This window comes from Exiguobacterium sp. RIT341 (genome assembly GCF_000632205.1).
Classification (GTDB): Bacteria; Bacillota; Bacilli; order Exiguobacteriales; family Exiguobacteriaceae; genus Exiguobacterium_A.
This window is the reverse complement of the sequence record NZ_JFYW01000008.1, coordinates 284888-300155: the sequence shown is the minus strand read 5'-3', so window position 1 is coordinate 300155 and position 15268 is coordinate 284888. Positions and strand designations below refer to the sequence as shown.

Annotated in this window: 12 protein-coding genes; 7 read left to right on the top strand and 5 right to left on the bottom strand. The window is 49.0% G+C overall.

Features of this window, described 5'->3' with window-relative positions:
* The first annotated feature begins 153 nt into the window (after window positions 1-153).
* Window positions 154-1458, top strand: coding sequence for a UDP-N-acetylglucosamine 1-carboxyvinyltransferase (murA, locus tag BW42_RS10400; protein ID WP_035410617.1), 1305 nt, complete (start codon window positions 154-156; stop codon window positions 1456-1458).
* A gap of 217 nt (window positions 1459-1675) precedes the next feature.
* Window positions 1676-2656 (top strand): rod shape-determining protein MreB, encoded by a 981-nt coding sequence (mreB, locus tag BW42_RS10395; protein WP_035410615.1) that lies wholly within the window; start codon window positions 1676-1678, stop codon window positions 2654-2656.
* Window positions 2657-3136: 480 nt separating this feature from the next.
* Here the strand turns inward: mreB and BW42_RS10390 are convergent, their stop codons facing one another.
* Window positions 3137-4006 (bottom strand): hypothetical protein, encoded by an 870-nt coding sequence (locus BW42_RS10390; protein WP_035410612.1) that lies wholly within the window; start codon window positions 4004-4006, stop codon window positions 3137-3139.
* Window positions 4007-4186: 180 nt separating this feature from the next.
* Between BW42_RS10390 and BW42_RS10385 the strand changes: the two genes are divergently transcribed.
* The 3 genes from BW42_RS10385 (at window position 4187) to BW42_RS10375 (ending at window position 7249) form a co-directional block, all read left to right on the top strand.
* Window positions 4187-5386, top strand: a complete 1200-nt coding sequence (locus BW42_RS10385) for a multidrug efflux MFS transporter (RefSeq protein WP_035410609.1) — start codon at window positions 4187-4189, stop codon at window positions 5384-5386.
* 279 nt (window positions 5387-5665) lie between these two features.
* On the top strand, window positions 5666-6454 hold the full coding sequence (locus BW42_RS10380; protein WP_035410606.1) for a flagellar hook-basal body protein: 789 nt from the start codon (window positions 5666-5668) through the stop codon (window positions 6452-6454).
* A 12-nt stretch (window positions 6455-6466) separates the two neighbouring features.
* Entirely contained in the window at window positions 6467-7249 is a 783-nt protein-coding gene (locus tag BW42_RS10375) for a flagellar hook-basal body protein (protein WP_035410604.1), read from the top strand.
* A gap of 50 nt (window positions 7250-7299) precedes the next feature.
* Here the strand turns inward: BW42_RS10375 and BW42_RS10370 are convergent, their stop codons facing one another.
* Both BW42_RS10370 and BW42_RS10365 read right to left on the bottom strand, forming a co-directional pair.
* Window positions 7300-8148, bottom strand: a complete 849-nt coding sequence (locus BW42_RS10370; protein ID WP_035410601.1) for an NAD(P)-dependent oxidoreductase — start codon at window positions 8146-8148, stop codon at window positions 7300-7302.
* A 99-nt stretch (window positions 8149-8247) separates the two neighbouring features.
* A complete protein-coding gene (locus BW42_RS10365; RefSeq protein WP_035410598.1) occupies window positions 8248-10788 on the bottom strand; it encodes an ATP-binding protein in 2541 nt (846 codons plus the stop codon).
* Window positions 10789-11038: 250 nt separating this feature from the next.
* Between BW42_RS10365 and BW42_RS10360 the strand changes: the two genes are divergently transcribed.
* The gene (locus BW42_RS10360; RefSeq protein WP_035410594.1) at window positions 11039-12196 is read left to right on the top strand and encodes an AI-2E family transporter; all 1158 of its coding nucleotides are present in this window, start codon (window positions 11039-11041) and stop codon (window positions 12194-12196) included.
* A 66-nt stretch (window positions 12197-12262) separates the two neighbouring features.
* Entirely contained in the window at window positions 12263-12586 is a 324-nt protein-coding gene (locus BW42_RS10355) for a helix-turn-helix domain-containing protein (RefSeq protein WP_035410591.1), read from the top strand.
* A gap of 215 nt (window positions 12587-12801) precedes the next feature.
* Here the strand turns inward: BW42_RS10355 and BW42_RS10350 are convergent, their stop codons facing one another.
* Both BW42_RS10350 and BW42_RS10345 read right to left on the bottom strand, forming a co-directional pair.
* The gene (locus tag BW42_RS10350) at window positions 12802-13734 is read right to left on the bottom strand and encodes a class F sortase (protein ID WP_035410588.1); all 933 of its coding nucleotides are present in this window, start codon (window positions 13732-13734) and stop codon (window positions 12802-12804) included.
* 92 nt (window positions 13735-13826) lie between these two features.
* Window positions 13827-15197, bottom strand: a complete 1371-nt coding sequence (locus tag BW42_RS10345; protein ID WP_035410585.1) for a hypothetical protein — start codon at window positions 15195-15197, stop codon at window positions 13827-13829.
* Between the last annotated feature and the right edge of the window lie 71 nt (window positions 15198-15268).

Here is a 15268-nt window from a genome sequence, read left to right as displayed (position 1 = left end):
CTAACATTACAATCGAAACGTCGTATTGGCTTTGGAGTAAGAGATCAACTATAGGGAAGTTTCTTTTCTAACATTCGTTGAATTCCAACTATGATCCTCACCAATCACGAATTGAACATACTAGAACAGAAACGAAGCAGAGGAGTAGGGAGAATGGAAAAAATCGTTGTCCGTGGCGGACGTAAATTAGCTGGAACAGTCAAAGTAGAAGGTGCAAAGAACGCGGTCTTAAAAACACTCGTCGCGACATTGCTTGCATCAGAGGGCCAATCGGTTCTTCAAAACGTACCACGTCTAGCAGACGTCTATACAATCAATAACGTCTTACGCAACTTGAATGCGGAAGTCGAGTTCGACGCTGAAGCAAACACGGTGACGGTCAATGCCGAACCGAATCTTAAAGATGAAGCGCCACTCGAATACGTCCGTAAGATGCGGGCTTCGATCCTCGTCATGGGTCCATTACTTGCACGACTCGGTCGCGCACGTGTCGCGATGCCAGGTGGCTGTGCGATTGGTTCACGTCCAATCGATCTTCACTTAAAAGGTTTCGAAGCGATGGGCGCGAAGACGATCATCGGAAACGGATTCGTTGAAGCACATGTTGACGGTCGTCTCAAAGGTGCGAAAATCTACCTCGACTTCCCATCAGTCGGTGCGACAGAAAACATCATGATGGCTGCGACACTCGCAGAAGGAACGACAGTGATTGAGAACGTCGCAAAAGAACCAGAAATCGTTGATCTTGCGAACTTCTTGAACGCAATGGGCGCAAAAGTCCGCGGTGCAGGTACAGAAACGATCCGCATCGAAGGCGTCGAGAAGTTACATGGTGCAACACACTACGTCATTCCGGACCGGATTGAAGCAGGTACGTTCATGATCGCAGCAGCAATCACAGAAGGTGACGTCGAAGTCATCGGTGCAGAACGTGAACACCTTCGTCCTCTCATCTCGAAGATGGAAGAGATGGGCGTTAAGATCACGGATACAGAAGAAGGTCTCCGTGTCGTCGGTCCAGAAAAACTCGAAGCAGTCGACGTCAAGACAATGCCACACCCAGGGTTCCCGACAGACGTTCAAGCACAAATGATGGCGCTTGTTCTCAAAGCAGGTGGCACATCGGTCATCACGGAAACTGTTTTCGAGAACCGCTTCATGCACGTTGAAGAATTCCGTCGTATGAACGCGGACATTAAAATCGAAGGTCGTTCATCGATCATCAATGGTGGCGTTCAATTACAAGGTGCAGAAGTGCTCTCAACAGACCTTCGCTCAGGTGCGGCACTCGTCACAGCAGGATTGATCGCTGAAGGCGAAACGCGCGTTGGCGCACTTCACCACATCGACCGTGGATACGTCGACTTCCACTTGAAGTTACAAGCACTTGGTGCAGACGTAGAACGTGTGACAGAAGAAGCGGCAGTCGTTGAAGAAACAGCTGCAACAAAACTCTAAGCACTCATTCAAGAGCATTCTCTCGTTTTCGGGGGAATGCTCTTTTTGTCATCTTTTTAAAAAGATGACAATGAAATCAGAAAAGCCAAAAAAGAAAGTCGTTTCACGATGGGGCATATGCTAGAATTGAAAGGTATGTATACATAAATGGGTTAGACGTCCAAACGACGTTCTATATTTTGGAAGAATAGCCAGTGGGTAAAGGAGAGCACACGAGATGTTTTCAAGAGATATCGGAATCGACTTAGGGACGGCGAATGTCGTCATTCATGTAAAAGGTAGAGGCATTGTCCTCGATGAGCCATCGGTCGTCGCGATCGATAAGGCGACAGGCAAGATTCATGCGGTAGGGACAGAAGCACACTTGATGGTGGGCCGAACACCGGGAAACATTGTGGCCATTCGACCGCTTCAAGACGGCGTCATTGCTGATTTCGAAATGACAGAAGCGATGCTACGCCATTTCATCGATAAGATTGAGGTCCGTAAGATGTTCGGTGGAGTCCGCATGTTGATTTGTACACCAGCAAGCATCACAACGGTCGAAGCAAAAGCGATTCGCCAAGCTGGTGAAAAATCAGGCGCGAAGACGGTCTTCCTCGAAGTCGAGCCGAAGGTCGCAGCAGTCGGTGCCGGTATGGACATTTGGATGCCAGCAGGGCACATGGTTATTGATATCGGTGGTGGAACGACGGATGTTGCCGTACTTTCAATGGGTGACATCGTCTGCGGCGAAACGATTAAAGTCGCAGGCGACCGGTTTGATCACGACATCATCCGCTCGATCAAGGATACGCATAAGTTGATCATCGGGGAACGGACAGCGCAAGCCGTCAAGACGACGGTCGCGACGGTCTCAGAAGACGGACGTCGTGAACAGATGGATATTCGCGGACGTAATCTCGTGACGGGCTTACCGCACAACATCACGGTGACATCAGAAGAGATGCATGAAGCACTCGCAGAAGCAGCGATGGAGATCGTCGAAGCCACGAAGCGTGTGCTCGAGAAGACACCACCAGAGCTTGCAGCGGACATCATCGATCGTGGTATCATCCTGACGGGTGGGGGCGCACTTCTTGACGGAATCGACCAGTTACTTGCAAAAGAACTCGGCCTACCGGTTCTGATTGCAGAAGATCCGATGTTATGTGTCGCACGCGGTACAGGGATCATGCTCGACAACCTTGGGAAGTAAGAGCGTGTAAGCATAAAGGATATGATCTTTCGTAAAAGTTCATTCCTATAACGACTGTCTTGTCCTTCTCGCTTTCCACAGGAGGGAGGTAAGCCGCGACAGCCCGCATTTCATGCGAGTTGTCGGGTCTTACCTATCCCTGACGAAAGTGCTGTTTGCACTTTCTTTTCCTGCAGGAGTCGAGAATGGACAAGTTCGTTCGATATGAATCAAACCAATAGGGAGTCCGGTTTCCGAAGTACGTATCGGAAACTGGACTCCCCTTGTTTTAAACATAATGCTTAGGCTACAATGCCATGGTACTAAATGATCATTTGCCTCCTTGTGCTTCACCCGACTCCTACAGGAAAAAGCGCAAATTTTTGCGCTGTCAGAGACAAACAAGACCCAGGTTCACTGTTATACGAACAGTGAAGACTGGCTTGTGTCTCGCCTGAGGAAAGCGGATGAAAAGCAAAGGGGCAGACAGGTGGAGATGGCTCACTGTGTACTACGCATGAAAGCCTGGTACGCTTCAAAATCATGATAGACGATGGCACTTGGTGGCAACGAACTTGCCATCGTCTGATTAACGAGCTGATTCAGCTGCGTCCGCGTTTTGCCATAGAACGTAATGTCTGGTGTTTCCGGAAGCTCCGTGAATTCGATGGCATACGATAAACGATATCCGTTACTCGCCGCATACAGTGCATCCGTCATCGTGATAGCACCAAGTCCGTTACCACCACCGTAAACGGTCCGGTAACTCATCAACGTGACTTCGTCAGCGAGATCCATCGCCCACTCGCTGAGGGAACGTCCGCCTGCATCCTGAACGGTATGGAACCAGAACGGGAGAAACAGTTGCAGCGGTAATCCTTCAGCAGACGCTTTCTCGCGGAAGGCGAGTAAGATGCGTTCATAGGAGGCGATGACACGTGGCTGGTCTGTCTCCCATTCCGGTAAGGCATACGGTTCGAGATCGACACTGATGCCGTCCGGATGACTGATCGTCTCCTTCTGATAGCTCGAGATCCAGGCTAACGGATCCTCGACGTTCGGTCGAGCTGTCGTTCCTTCGTTTGTAATCCAGCGCGGCTGTCCGAACAGAAAGTAGACTTCGATTCCGACAGCATGCGCTTTTTCAACGAACGTTCGGTAGAGAGTACGGTCACCCTCGACAGCGACATGCAGATAGACACGTTTCATCTGTCTGTTTGCCAGCTGATTGATCTTCGTTGAAATGGATTTGGCCTCTGGAATGGACCAGATGACCGTGTGACGAGTGACGGAAACGGCAGCTGAACTCTTGAGTGGTAGTCCGAATTGAAGCAACGACAGGCAGACTACGCTAATCAAAAAGCGTTTCATTTCAATTTCACTCCTTCGTGTGGATTACCTTACTATCGGTCGTTGCGCATTCACTTATATGCATCAAAGGTCCTGTTCTACACTTTGACAGTTCAAATCCTAGACATTTCACATTGTGAAGTGTATATTGAAAGTTGTTATATTGAAACGAATTGTCAAATAAAAGGAAGTGATGCCACAATGCCATTGTGGAAAAGAAATTTAGTAGTCGTCTGGTTCGGTAGTTTTTTGACTGCCGCCGCTCTTAGTCTCGTTTTACCGTTTTTGCCCTTATTCATTGAAGAGCTCGGTGTCGACGGCCGACAAGATATTACGACGTGGTCCGGGATCGCCTTTGGTGCTACTTTCCTCGTCGCTGCGATCGTCTCACCGATTTGGGGACGTCTTGCCGATCGAAAAGGGCGTAAGCTCATGCTACTCCGAGCAAGTCTTGGTATGTCGATCGTCATGTTCTTGATCAGTTTCGTCCAAGATGTGTATCAACTTGTATTCTTACGTCTTGTCATGGGAGCCGTCTCCGGATTCATCTCAGCCGGAATTACAATGGTTGCTTCCCAAACCCCAAAAGAGAAAAGTGGCTGGGCGCTCGGCACCCTGTCGACCGGTGGGATTGCTGGTGGATTGCTAGGACCTCTTATCGGAGGATTCCTCGCCGACGTTGTTGGGCTTCGACCCGTTTTTCTCTTTACGAGCGTTCCGCTCTTCATGACCTTCCTCGTGACCTACTTCTTCGTCAAAGAAGAATTCGTCCCACTGGAAGTCAAAAAGATGGCGTCTGCGAAGGAAATCATCCAGTCACTTCGCCATCCAGAACTCATTTTAAGCCTCTTCTTGACGACGTTCCTGATTCAGTTCGCGGCACAATCAATTAGTCCGATTCTGTCGCTGTACGTCCGGGAACTCAGTCCCGGTACCGAACGACTCGCCTTGTTATCTGGAATTGTTGCTTCGGCACCAGGGATTGCGGCACTGATCGCGGCGCAACGACTGGGTCGTCTATCCGATAAGATTGGCGCTGAGCGTGTCTTATTCTTTGCGTTACTCGTCTTTGCAGCTTTCTTGATTCCGCAAGCATTCGTCACGGATACAAGTCAATTGATCGTCTTACGGATGGGGATCGGTTTTGCGACAGCAGCACTGCTACCATCTGTCCAAACCTTGTTACGGAAGAATACGCCAGCGAATGCATCGGGACGGATCTTTGGATATAACCAGTCCGCGCAGTTCATGGGGAACTTCCTTGGACCACTCGCAGGTGGACAGATTGCCGGTCACTTTGGTTTTGAAGCGCTGTTCCTCTTTACTGGCTTGATCGTCATCACGAATGCGGTGCTAGAGCGAACACAAACGGCTGTTTTAAAGAAAAATCCGAATAACTAATGAGAAGCTTCCATTTCCTAGACTGTGTTTGGGGAACGGAAGCTTTTTTTCATAGGATTCACCTTAAGTATCTTTAAATTATTATCTAAAGTATAACAAAATTTGTCAATTTTCAATATGTAAACTATGGAAAAGCGAATTATGTAATTGAGGTAGGTCTTTCGATGCATCTCTGCTGGATATTACCGTTTTGTTCAAAAAAGTTCATAATTCCTCTTCGGTCGACCGATATACTGAAAGGAAAGAATTGAACATGAAGTCAATGAGGAGATGGAACGCATGCTACGAGGAATGTACACGGCGTCGAATGCGATGCAGGCATTACAACGTCAACAGGAAATGCTCAGTAACAACTTGGCGAATGCGCGGACGCCGGGCTTCCGCGCTGATCAAGCGTCACTCCGGACGTTTCCAGAGATGCTGATCCAGCAAACAGCAAACAATGAACGGACGGGTGTGCGAGGAGTCGCGACGGTCGGGAAACTCGCGACCGGTGTCTTCATGCAGGCAGCGACCCCGAACTTCACGCAAGGTTCGATCACGGAGACAGGCAATGCGACCGATCTACAAATCAGTTCACTTGAAGGAGCACCGCTGTTCACGATTCGTCACCGGGATCCGTTGACAGAAGAGGAAGAGACGCTTTATACGACGAACGGACAGTTTGCCGTCGGACAAGACGGTCTACTCCGGACGACAGAAAATGATCTCGTTCTTGATACGAACGGGCAACCACTCGACGTCGTCAATGAGGACTTCAAAGTTGACGCGGACGGAGCCGTTACGGATGGAAATGGTCAAGCGATCGGCAATCTCGGTCTCGTCGTAACGGATCAACCGGAGACGCTCGAACGGACAGGGAATGGTCTATTCCGGTCAACCAATCCATTGAATGCCGGAAACGTCCGAGTCGATCAAGGTGTACTCGAACTCGGAAATGTCGAGATTGAACAGACGATGGCGGAGATGAATGCTGGTCTGCGTCAGTTCGAAGCCAATCAAAAAGTCATTCAAGCGTACGACCGGACAGCGGAAAAAGCTGTTTCCGAAATCGGACGCGTTCGCTAATAGGAGGATATGATGCAATCAATCTATACATCCGCAAGTACGATGGGACAACTGCAAAAACAGCTTGATACGACCGGGCAAAACCTTGCCAATGTGGATACGAACGGCTATAAACGGCGGGATGCTCAGTTCAATGAATTGCTCGTCCGTAACATCAATAACCAAGCGACAGGCTTCACACCAGGTCCCTTGACGACGCCAGAGGGTCTTCGACTCGGCGTTGGTGGTTATGTCGCGAACGAAGCGACACGTTTTGGCGTCGGAACATTCCGGACGACGGATCGAAAACTCGATGCGGCACTCGGAAACCCGCACCATTTCTTCGGTGTCATCGATACGGATGGCGTGACGAAGTTTACGCGGGACGGAAACTTCCAGTTGTCGCCGCAAGCGAACGGACAAGTTCTGTTGACGGACGATGCCGGGCGCTCCGTCATCAACCAGGCGAATGATCCAATCGTCTTACCGGCGAACGCGACCGAGATTGAACTGAACAAGGACGGCAACATCACCGGCATCTTAAACGGGGATCGTCGTGTCCTCGCTCGAGTGGGTGTCGCGGACATCCCGAACTACGGAGAGCTGACGGAAGTCGGGGGTGGCTTGTTCACAGCAACCGGACAATACCAGAATGCGACAGGGAATCCGTTGACGGTCGGTCGGCTTGAGACATCGAACGTCGATATGGCGCTTGAGATGACGAACTTGACGCAGCTCCAGCGGGCGTATCAGTTTAACTCGAAAGCGTTGATGACGAGTGATCAGATGATGGGGATCGTCACGTCACTGAAATAAAACATCACAAAAGGGTGATGCTTCTCGCAAGAGAGGTATCACCCTTTTCATTATTTTTCCTGTAACGCAAGATAGATCGCAGCCATGTCCTCGTCGCCGTAAGCGGGTTTCGCATCAGTGTAGCTAGCGTCCGTTGCTTGCGCAAGTGGTAGCTCAAGCTGTTGGCGTCTCGCTTCTGCCGTAATCAGTCCGAGATCCTTTGCCATCAGGCGGAGCGGGAAAGCAGACGGGAAGTCGTTCTTCCGGTACATGTCACGTTTACCACTGAAGAGCGGAGTGTTCATCCCGGAAGCACTGATCATCTGGATCAGCTTCTCTTTTTCGAGCCCGGCACCTTCTCCAAGCAGTAATGTCTCCGCGACCCCTTGACCGACGACTGCGAGCAATAAATTGATGGCGAGCTTCGCCGCACTGCCTGAGCCATGTGGTCCAAAATGAATCGTTTCCTTGCCAAGTAGCTCAAGATACGGCTGACAAGTCGCGACGACGTTCGCGTCACCACCGGCAAGCAGGACGAGCTGACCGTTTTCTGCGACCGGAACGGAGCCCGAGACAGGCGATTCCAGATACGTGCCGTCATTCTTTTCGACGAGACGAGCCATCTCCTTCGTTTCTTCTGGGGAGATTGTACTTAAGTTAACGATCGTCTTACCTGTGAGGTTCTCTTGGATACTTTCGAGAACGGACGCGACGGCAGGTCCGTCCGCTAACATGACGAAGAGAATGTCGCTCTGACGTACCACGTCCTGTATTTCTTTGACAGCTGTTGCTCCTAATTCTGTCAACGGAGCAGTCTTTTCATACGTCCGGTTATAGACGAGCAAATCATGACCGCCGTCAATTAAACGTTTTGCCATCGGTACACCCATATGTCCTAAGCCAATCCATCCGAGTTGCATGTCGATTCCTCCTTATCATGATGCGCTTTTGACTATACCCCGCGCTTCGCCAAATCTAACGAAAAAAAGACCGTCCACATGATGTGAACGGTCGCGTGATTAATCTTCATACGTGAGGATGGTCGAGATGACGGCGATCGGGAAACGAATCGTAAAGGTCGATCCGACACCAACGACAGATTCGACATCAATCGTTCCGTTGTGGTGCTTGACGATCTCCTTACAGATCGACAGACCAAGACCGGTTCCGCCAATTTTGCGTGTCTCGGAGTTATCGACACGATAGAACTTATCGAACAATTTTGGAAGGGCATCTTGCGGAATCCCGATGCCTTCATCTTGGATACGGATTTGAGCGAAACCAAGTTCATTTGTAATCCGTATCAAGACTGTACCACCGCTCGGCGAGTACTTGACGGCGTTACTGAGCAGGTTGTTCAGCAACTGTTTCATCTTTTCCGCATCCCCGTCAATCATGATCGGTCCACGGGCCTCAAAATCAATCGTATGCGTCTCATGCGAGACATTATAGAACTCGATCAAGTCCTGAGCAAGTTCGACGACATCAAACGTCGTCATCTCATACCGGTGTTCACTCGACTCCATGCGCTGGACGTCGAGGAAGTCGTTGACGAGTGTCGTCAGGCGACCGGTCTCGGAGTGGATCGTTTGGAGGTACTTCCGTTGCCGTTCCTCCTCGAACCGTTTGTTGAGCATCAGCTCCGTGAAGCCATAGATCGAAGAGAGCGGTGTCCGTAACTCATGCGAGACGGTCGAGACGAACTCTTCCTTCATCCGCTCGGCTTCCGTTTCTTTCGTCACGTCGCGGAGAACGAGCATCGTACCGACCCACAGGCCATCGACCTCGATTTTCTCAGCGTAGATCTGGATGTAAGTACTATGCTTGCGGATCGAGACGATCAAGCTGTCTTTCGGTAAATCGAGTTCGACGATCTGTTCAATGTAACGTTCGAACGCTGCCGGTTCGTCAATGATGTCAGCGAGTGCCTGCATCGCTTGTTCGAAGGCAGAGCGTTCTTCGTCTTCGAACGTTGTTGGGACTTCCGGAAACAACGTCATGAGGGGTTCGTTGACGAGCAACTCATCCGTCTCATGTTCGATGTAGACGACAGCTTCCCGAATCGAGTTCAACAGTTGCGTCGTCTTGTTCTTCTCGCGAATCATTTCTTCATAGATTCCCATCCGTAGGAGGGAGAGCGACAATTGATGCGAGAACGACAAGATGTCGCTCATCTGCTCCGTCGTGAAGGCATCACGATAACGAACGAGATAGATGCAGGCGATCATATGCTCTTTTGACGGATCAAGGACCGGAACCGCGACTTCATACATATAGTACGGGTACGGAAGCGGGCTTTCGTGCGCGACCTGTTTCGATGAGTGCACAGGACGCTTCAGAAGACGTGCCCGGTGCAGGAGTGACTGATCATCAGAGACGAGACGACCGACCATCTCTTCTGTCATCCCGTAATCGATTGTCGAGCGGACTTCCTGTTGATCGAGGAACAAGAGGGCACCGATTTCAGAATGCGTGATCGAGACGAGTTTCTCGATGATTTCCGGATAAGCCGTCAACGTCTCACGAGAAGCAAGCGTCTCAGTCAGTTCGTTACGATACTTGAGGTGTTGTTCACTCCGAAGTGTGATATCAAGTGCTTCCTCGAGTTCTTCCTGCTGCGCTTGCAATTCTTCTTGCTGCGCGACGAGTTCTTCCTGTTGCGCTTGGAGTTCTTCGTTCTTCGCGAGCATATGGACTTTATTGTCCGCGATCGAAGCTGCCATCTGATTGAAAGATGCCGTTAGCGTATGCAGTTCATCCTTACGTTTCGGTAACGGAATCGCTTGGATATCTTCTCCTGATGCAAGTAAAGCACTATCGCGAGACAACGTATTGACCTGCTTCGTGACGCGGCTGATGAATGGGCGAACGAGCGAGAGGAGGACGAGAATCAAGACAACGAGATTCGACAGCCAGATGAACTGCGCGACACGCATCTCGCTTAAGAGATCATTTTTCGCGTCCACTTCCTTCTTTTCGATCAACGTCAGATAATCTGAAAGCAACGTATCAATCCGTGTCATATCGACGTCTGCTTCTGATAAACTGACCGACCCGCGTAATGTCCCATTTTCGGTGAATAAATCTTTCCCGTTGGAAAGAGCAGCGAGCGTGTCAGGAGTCACAAAGTCTTCATTGATCTTCCCGTCCTTTTTTCCTTCAACGTATTCGTTGAGAAGTGGAAGAGATGTGCCAAAATAATCGTCATAAATGCGACGAGTCGCTGTCGCATATTCTTTCCCTTGCTCATAAATTGCATACTTTTCGAACCATGTCGTCAGGCGATTGATTTCCTGCTGATTCGTCTTCACCTGATCAAGTGTTTCCTGTGAACCAGTCAATAAGTAAGATTTGACGTTACTTTGAGCGACGGTCCATTCGCTAGCGAGTGCATTCGCATTCGTCCGTCGTTCACGTAAATCATCGAACGTCATATTCGCTTGATCGATCTTCTGTTCCGTATAGAAATAGACGATCGCAGATGTGATGCTAAGAGCGACGAACACCATATAGAAGGCGAACATCAATTGACGACCGATGGTACGATTAATCCATTTCACTGGGGTATCCTCCGTATTCTGTTTTACATGTATGAAAAAGATTGCTTAAATGCCGAATATATTCATCTTACGTAGTTTTAAAGGTCTCGGCAAATTTGAATCTGCAAAAACCACTAAAACAAATATATCATATATTTGTTAATTGATATTAAATGATACATTTTTTAAGAATAAGGATTAAGAAGCAATGTTTTAAGGAAAAACCATAGAAGATATTGAACTTCATCATTTTAAGTAGGGAAGTGGTCAGATGCAAAAAATGTTTGAAAATAAATGGTATCGATTCGCATGGTGGGTCATGACATTGCTCATCATCGTCTGGATTGGCGATCATGTTACGTTCCTTTTCCGACCGATCGCAATTCTGCTTCAAATGGTCGTACCACCCCTTGCAATCGCTGGGATTCTCTACTATGTCCTGTTGCCAATCGTCGAGTTGCTCGAGAAAAAGATGAAGCGGCGACCTGCTGTCTCAATCGTGCTCGTCGGTTTAATCGGTATTTTAACGACACTCGGCTTCATCTTTGGTCCGATGTTGTCGGAGCAGGTCACGCAGTTCGTCAATTCGATACCGACGCTCGCGACACAGTTCCAGCGCCAATTGATTGACGTCCGGGATCAACTCGAAAACAGTGCAGCCTTTTCACGCTTCCTATCAGGACCAGATAACTTGTTCAATAAGTTCTCAGGGAACATCTCGGAATACGCATCGACGTTCCTGAAGAACATCGGTACGGGTGTCGGTGGGTTCGTCAGTGTCCTGACGACAGCGGTCGTGACGATCATCATCATTCCAATCATGTTGATCTATATGCTGCTTGACGGTGATAAGCTTAAAGGCAATCTCGTTAAGCTGATGCCGTATGAGTACCATAAGGAAACGCAAAAAATCCTCGGGGACGTCCACGTGACGATCATGAGCTACATCCGCGGGCAAGTCATCGTCAGTATTGGTGTCGGGATCATCGCCTATATCGGATATCTCATCATCGGAATCGATTATGCGTTGTTACTCGCCTTATTTGCGACACTGACGAATATCATTCCGTTTCTCGGTCCGGTTCTCGGTGTCATTCCGGCATTGATCGTTGGGTTCATCCAGGATCCGATCCTTGCGATTTATGCAATCATCGTCATGACGGTCGCGCAACAGATCGATTCGCACATCATGTCACCACTTGTACAAGGGAAGACACTCGATGTCCACCCGTTGACAATCATCATCGTCTTGCTTGTCGCGGGGAACATCGCCGGTTTCTTCGGAGTCTTGCTCGGTGTACCGTTCTACGCTGTCATGAAGGTCGTCATTCTAAACATCCGTCGTCTCTATCACCTCCGATCGCAGAAGAAGATGGTCATTACGGAGGAAGAAAAGACGTTCGATACGATCATCACGGAGCGCGATTGAGTTTTGAAATTCATGTAAAAGTGCGTCATACTGAAGAGGTAGCTAAGAGAAGGGGGCAAGAATCAGATGGATTCACGTCATACCGAAGAACAAGCCGATCTACTGGCGTTGCAAAAATTTCAACACAACTTCGAGAACAGTTTGAAGTCGAGCATCATTTATCTCTTGCGTGATGGCGCATTGACGATCGGGGAACTCGAGCAACGGATTGATCAGTCGCACGGGCAGATCCTCGAGCAACTGCAGGAGCTGATTGAAGACGGACTCGTCATCCAGCAGATGTCTGAAAAAGTGCATGGACTGGCCTATTATTTGACGGCACCTGCAGAAGACCTCGTTCGACAATTCACGGAATCGATCCGGTGGAGTAAACAGCACATCCGATATTAAACAGCAGGATTCTAGACCTCCGAGCAGCTGCTCAGAGGTCTTTTTTGCGTTTTTTGAAGCAATCCTCCTAAAAAAATGGCATGCGCAGGAAAGAACCGGGTCAAAACAAGGCGATGCATGTCTTCTTCAATGCTTCTGAACGAGCGAACGAACTTGAAGAGTAGTAGATAAAAGTAAAGCAGGAACCAAATCATCCGTTGGTTCCTGCTCTACTATCATTTTTGGACGGCGCTGAACGCGTCCTCTGATTCGATTCCGGCTTTACTGACGGCTGTGACGATGAAACGACCTGTTGCATCTTTAGGGAGCGGGAATGCTTTACGCTCGATTGATTCCGTTGTACCGAGTTTTTTGCGTTTTCCGTCCTTCTCTTGATAGATGTTGTATTTGACGACATCCTCATCTGTTGAGGCGTACCAGTTGATGAATCCACCACTGACACGGATGTTCGTCGCTGGTTTTGGTGGTGTCTTGACGGGATCTGATGCCTTTTCGTCTAATTCCGTGAAAACGACGAGGCGGTTATCATACGTTCCTTGATTCTGATCGTACGTTCCGATACACGTGATTAAGTTCAAATTCCGCGTATTGGCTGGACCGAAGATTTTTTTCAGCGGTGCTTTTAAGTGATCGTACTGGATGAGCTCTTTGACACGAAAGACGAGCTTGCGTCCGGAAGCATCCGTCACTTCGACCGGATCACCCTTTTTTAGTTCATGCAGTTTATAGAAGATGGCAGGACCGGTCTTCGTATCGGTATGTCCGTCAATGACGGCGTTCCCGACATCACCTGGACGCGGACCAAACTTATACCAACCGGCTTGTTGTTCGTTTTTAGGTGTCGCCATCGCGCCATCTTGATCGAGTCCGACTTGTTCGACCTTCGTCTTGATGTCATGTTTCGGAATGAAGAGTTGTTTTGGGAGCTCGACCTCCGTAGTCGAGAGATCCTTGAACTCCTTCTTAAAGATTTCTGACGGCTTGAGCGGATCTTCCTTCGTCTCGGAAGAGGCCGCGGATTCTGTTTTAGGATCACCTTGCGTGATGTTCGACGTGTCCGGCTTTGATTGACCGAACAAAAGGAACAGCAATGTTCCGACTGATGCGACCATCAAAAGAATGCTCGCCGGTAATAACCAACGTTTCATGTGCGCGTAGCTCCTTTCCGAGAGAAGGGGTTCCCTCTATGTAAAAAACAGGATAGCGGATCGCTATCCTGTTATTGAGTATACCCAATTTCTTAGGCGTTTTGACGTTTACGTGCGAGGACAAGACCAACTGCTCCGAGTGCAAGACCGAATACTGCGATCGCACCAGTTGTTGCAGCTGTATTGTTGTTATCGCTCATACCACCGTTACCTGTGTTCGGCATTGATCCTGGAGTACCATCCATGAATTTCTCTGGTGATTGTTTGACGATAGCATCACCGAGGTTAGCCCCTACGCCGTACATGTAAGCGTAAGACTCACGGAATGTGTCGACAGAACCTTTGTAGTCGCCTTCCACATACTGCATGAATGTGTCTTGGACGTACGTCTCGTGACCAGATACGGCTTCTTGTGCTGCTTTTGTTGGAAGGTTTTCTTCTGTAGCTGCACCAAGGAATGCGCCGAAGTCGTTCGAGAACATTTTGAGCATGTCTTGCGCGTCACCCATCAATTTCTTATCATCATTGACGGCTGCTGTGACAAGGTTCGCTTGTGCTTCGATGTGGTTTTTCGTCCAAACTTGTTCGAATTGATCTGCACCGGCTTGACCATAGATTGATTTGATGGCTGCTTTGAAGTCAGCTGTGTGCATATCTTCAGCCCAGTTTGCTGCATCGTAGTCTTTCGCTTGGTCAACGCCAGCAGTCATGCTGAGGTTGGCAAGAGCAACGTGTTCAGCGGCGAGGCTGTTGAGTGTTGAACGAAGATCGGCTGCTTTTGAGTCAGCTTTCGTGTTGTCGAATTTCTCAGGCATCTGTGTTGTGATCGCGACAGAGAGTGCTTTAGAGATATCATACATGCGGCTGTATCCTTCGCGGAACGTGTTGTACGATCCTTCGTAGTCACCAGCTGCGTATTGTTGGAAAGTCTTGTAGACGTCTGCCTCATGAGCACGAAGGACTTCTTCAGCTGCTGCTTTCGGGAGTTTACCTTCCGTTGCTGTATCGAGGAAGCTTGAGAGATCTTGTACGAACTCTTCTGTTTCTTTCTTCGAAGCGTTGATACCGTCTTGGTCGTCCGCTTTTACGGCTTTTACGAGGTCAGTCGTATATTTGTTGTGAGCAACGAAGATCTTCTCGAATTGTTTCGCGCCTTCATCACCATAGACAGAAGCAATTGCTGGTGTCATGTCGAGTGCGTTTTGTTTAAGTGCTGCTTCGTAGTACTGTGCGTCTTTTGAACCGTCATATTGTTTCTTCATGTCCATGACGGCAAGAACGAAGTGCTCAGAGAGTAATTGATCGAGTGTGGCACGAAGGTCAGCGGCTTTCGTTTTGACCGTGACGTTTTTCGGTGCATCTTGTTTCATGTCTTCTCCGCCACCGGAAGCGAATGCTGCCGTTCCTGGTAGTACGAGTGCTGCTGCCATTGCTGATGCTGCGAATTTTTTCGTGTGTTTCATCTGAAATCATTCCTCTCATTTTTTGGTTTATTTGGTAGGTGTTTCTTGCCTGTTCTGAATAGCTTACGCAT

What these genes read in the sequence shown, in the direction of transcription:
- BW42_RS10360 (WP_035410594.1), top strand. Translation starts at nt 11,039, where the DNA reads ATGCAAAAAATGTTTGAAAATAAATGGTATCGATTCGCATGGTGGGTC.
- mreB (WP_035410615.1), top strand. Translation starts at nt 1,676, where the DNA reads ATGTTTTCAAGAGATATCGGAATCGACTTAGGGACGGCGAATGTCGTC.
- BW42_RS10385 (WP_035410609.1), top strand. Translation starts at nt 4,187, where the DNA reads ATGCCATTGTGGAAAAGAAATTTAGTAGTCGTCTGGTTCGGTAGTTTT.
- murA (WP_035410617.1), top strand. Translation starts at nt 154, where the DNA reads ATGGAAAAAATCGTTGTCCGTGGCGGACGTAAATTAGCTGGAACAGTC.
- BW42_RS10345 (WP_035410585.1), bottom strand. Translation starts at nt 15,197, where the DNA reads ATGAAACACACGAAAAAATTCGCAGCATCAGCAATGGCAGCAGCACTC.
- BW42_RS10390 (WP_035410612.1), bottom strand. Translation starts at nt 4,006, where the DNA reads ATGAAACGCTTTTTGATTAGCGTAGTCTGCCTGTCGTTGCTTCAATTC.
- BW42_RS10375 (WP_035410604.1), top strand. Translation starts at nt 6,467, where the DNA reads ATGCAATCAATCTATACATCCGCAAGTACGATGGGACAACTGCAAAAA.
- BW42_RS10370 (WP_035410601.1), bottom strand. Translation starts at nt 8,148, where the DNA reads ATGCAACTCGGATGGATTGGCTTAGGACATATGGGTGTACCGATGGCA.
- BW42_RS10350 (WP_035410588.1), bottom strand. Translation starts at nt 13,734, where the DNA reads ATGAAACGTTGGTTATTACCGGCGAGCATTCTTTTGATGGTCGCATCA.
- BW42_RS10355 (WP_035410591.1), top strand. Translation starts at nt 12,263, where the DNA reads ATGGATTCACGTCATACCGAAGAACAAGCCGATCTACTGGCGTTGCAA.
- BW42_RS10380 (WP_035410606.1), top strand. Translation starts at nt 5,666, where the DNA reads ATGCTACGAGGAATGTACACGGCGTCGAATGCGATGCAGGCATTACAA.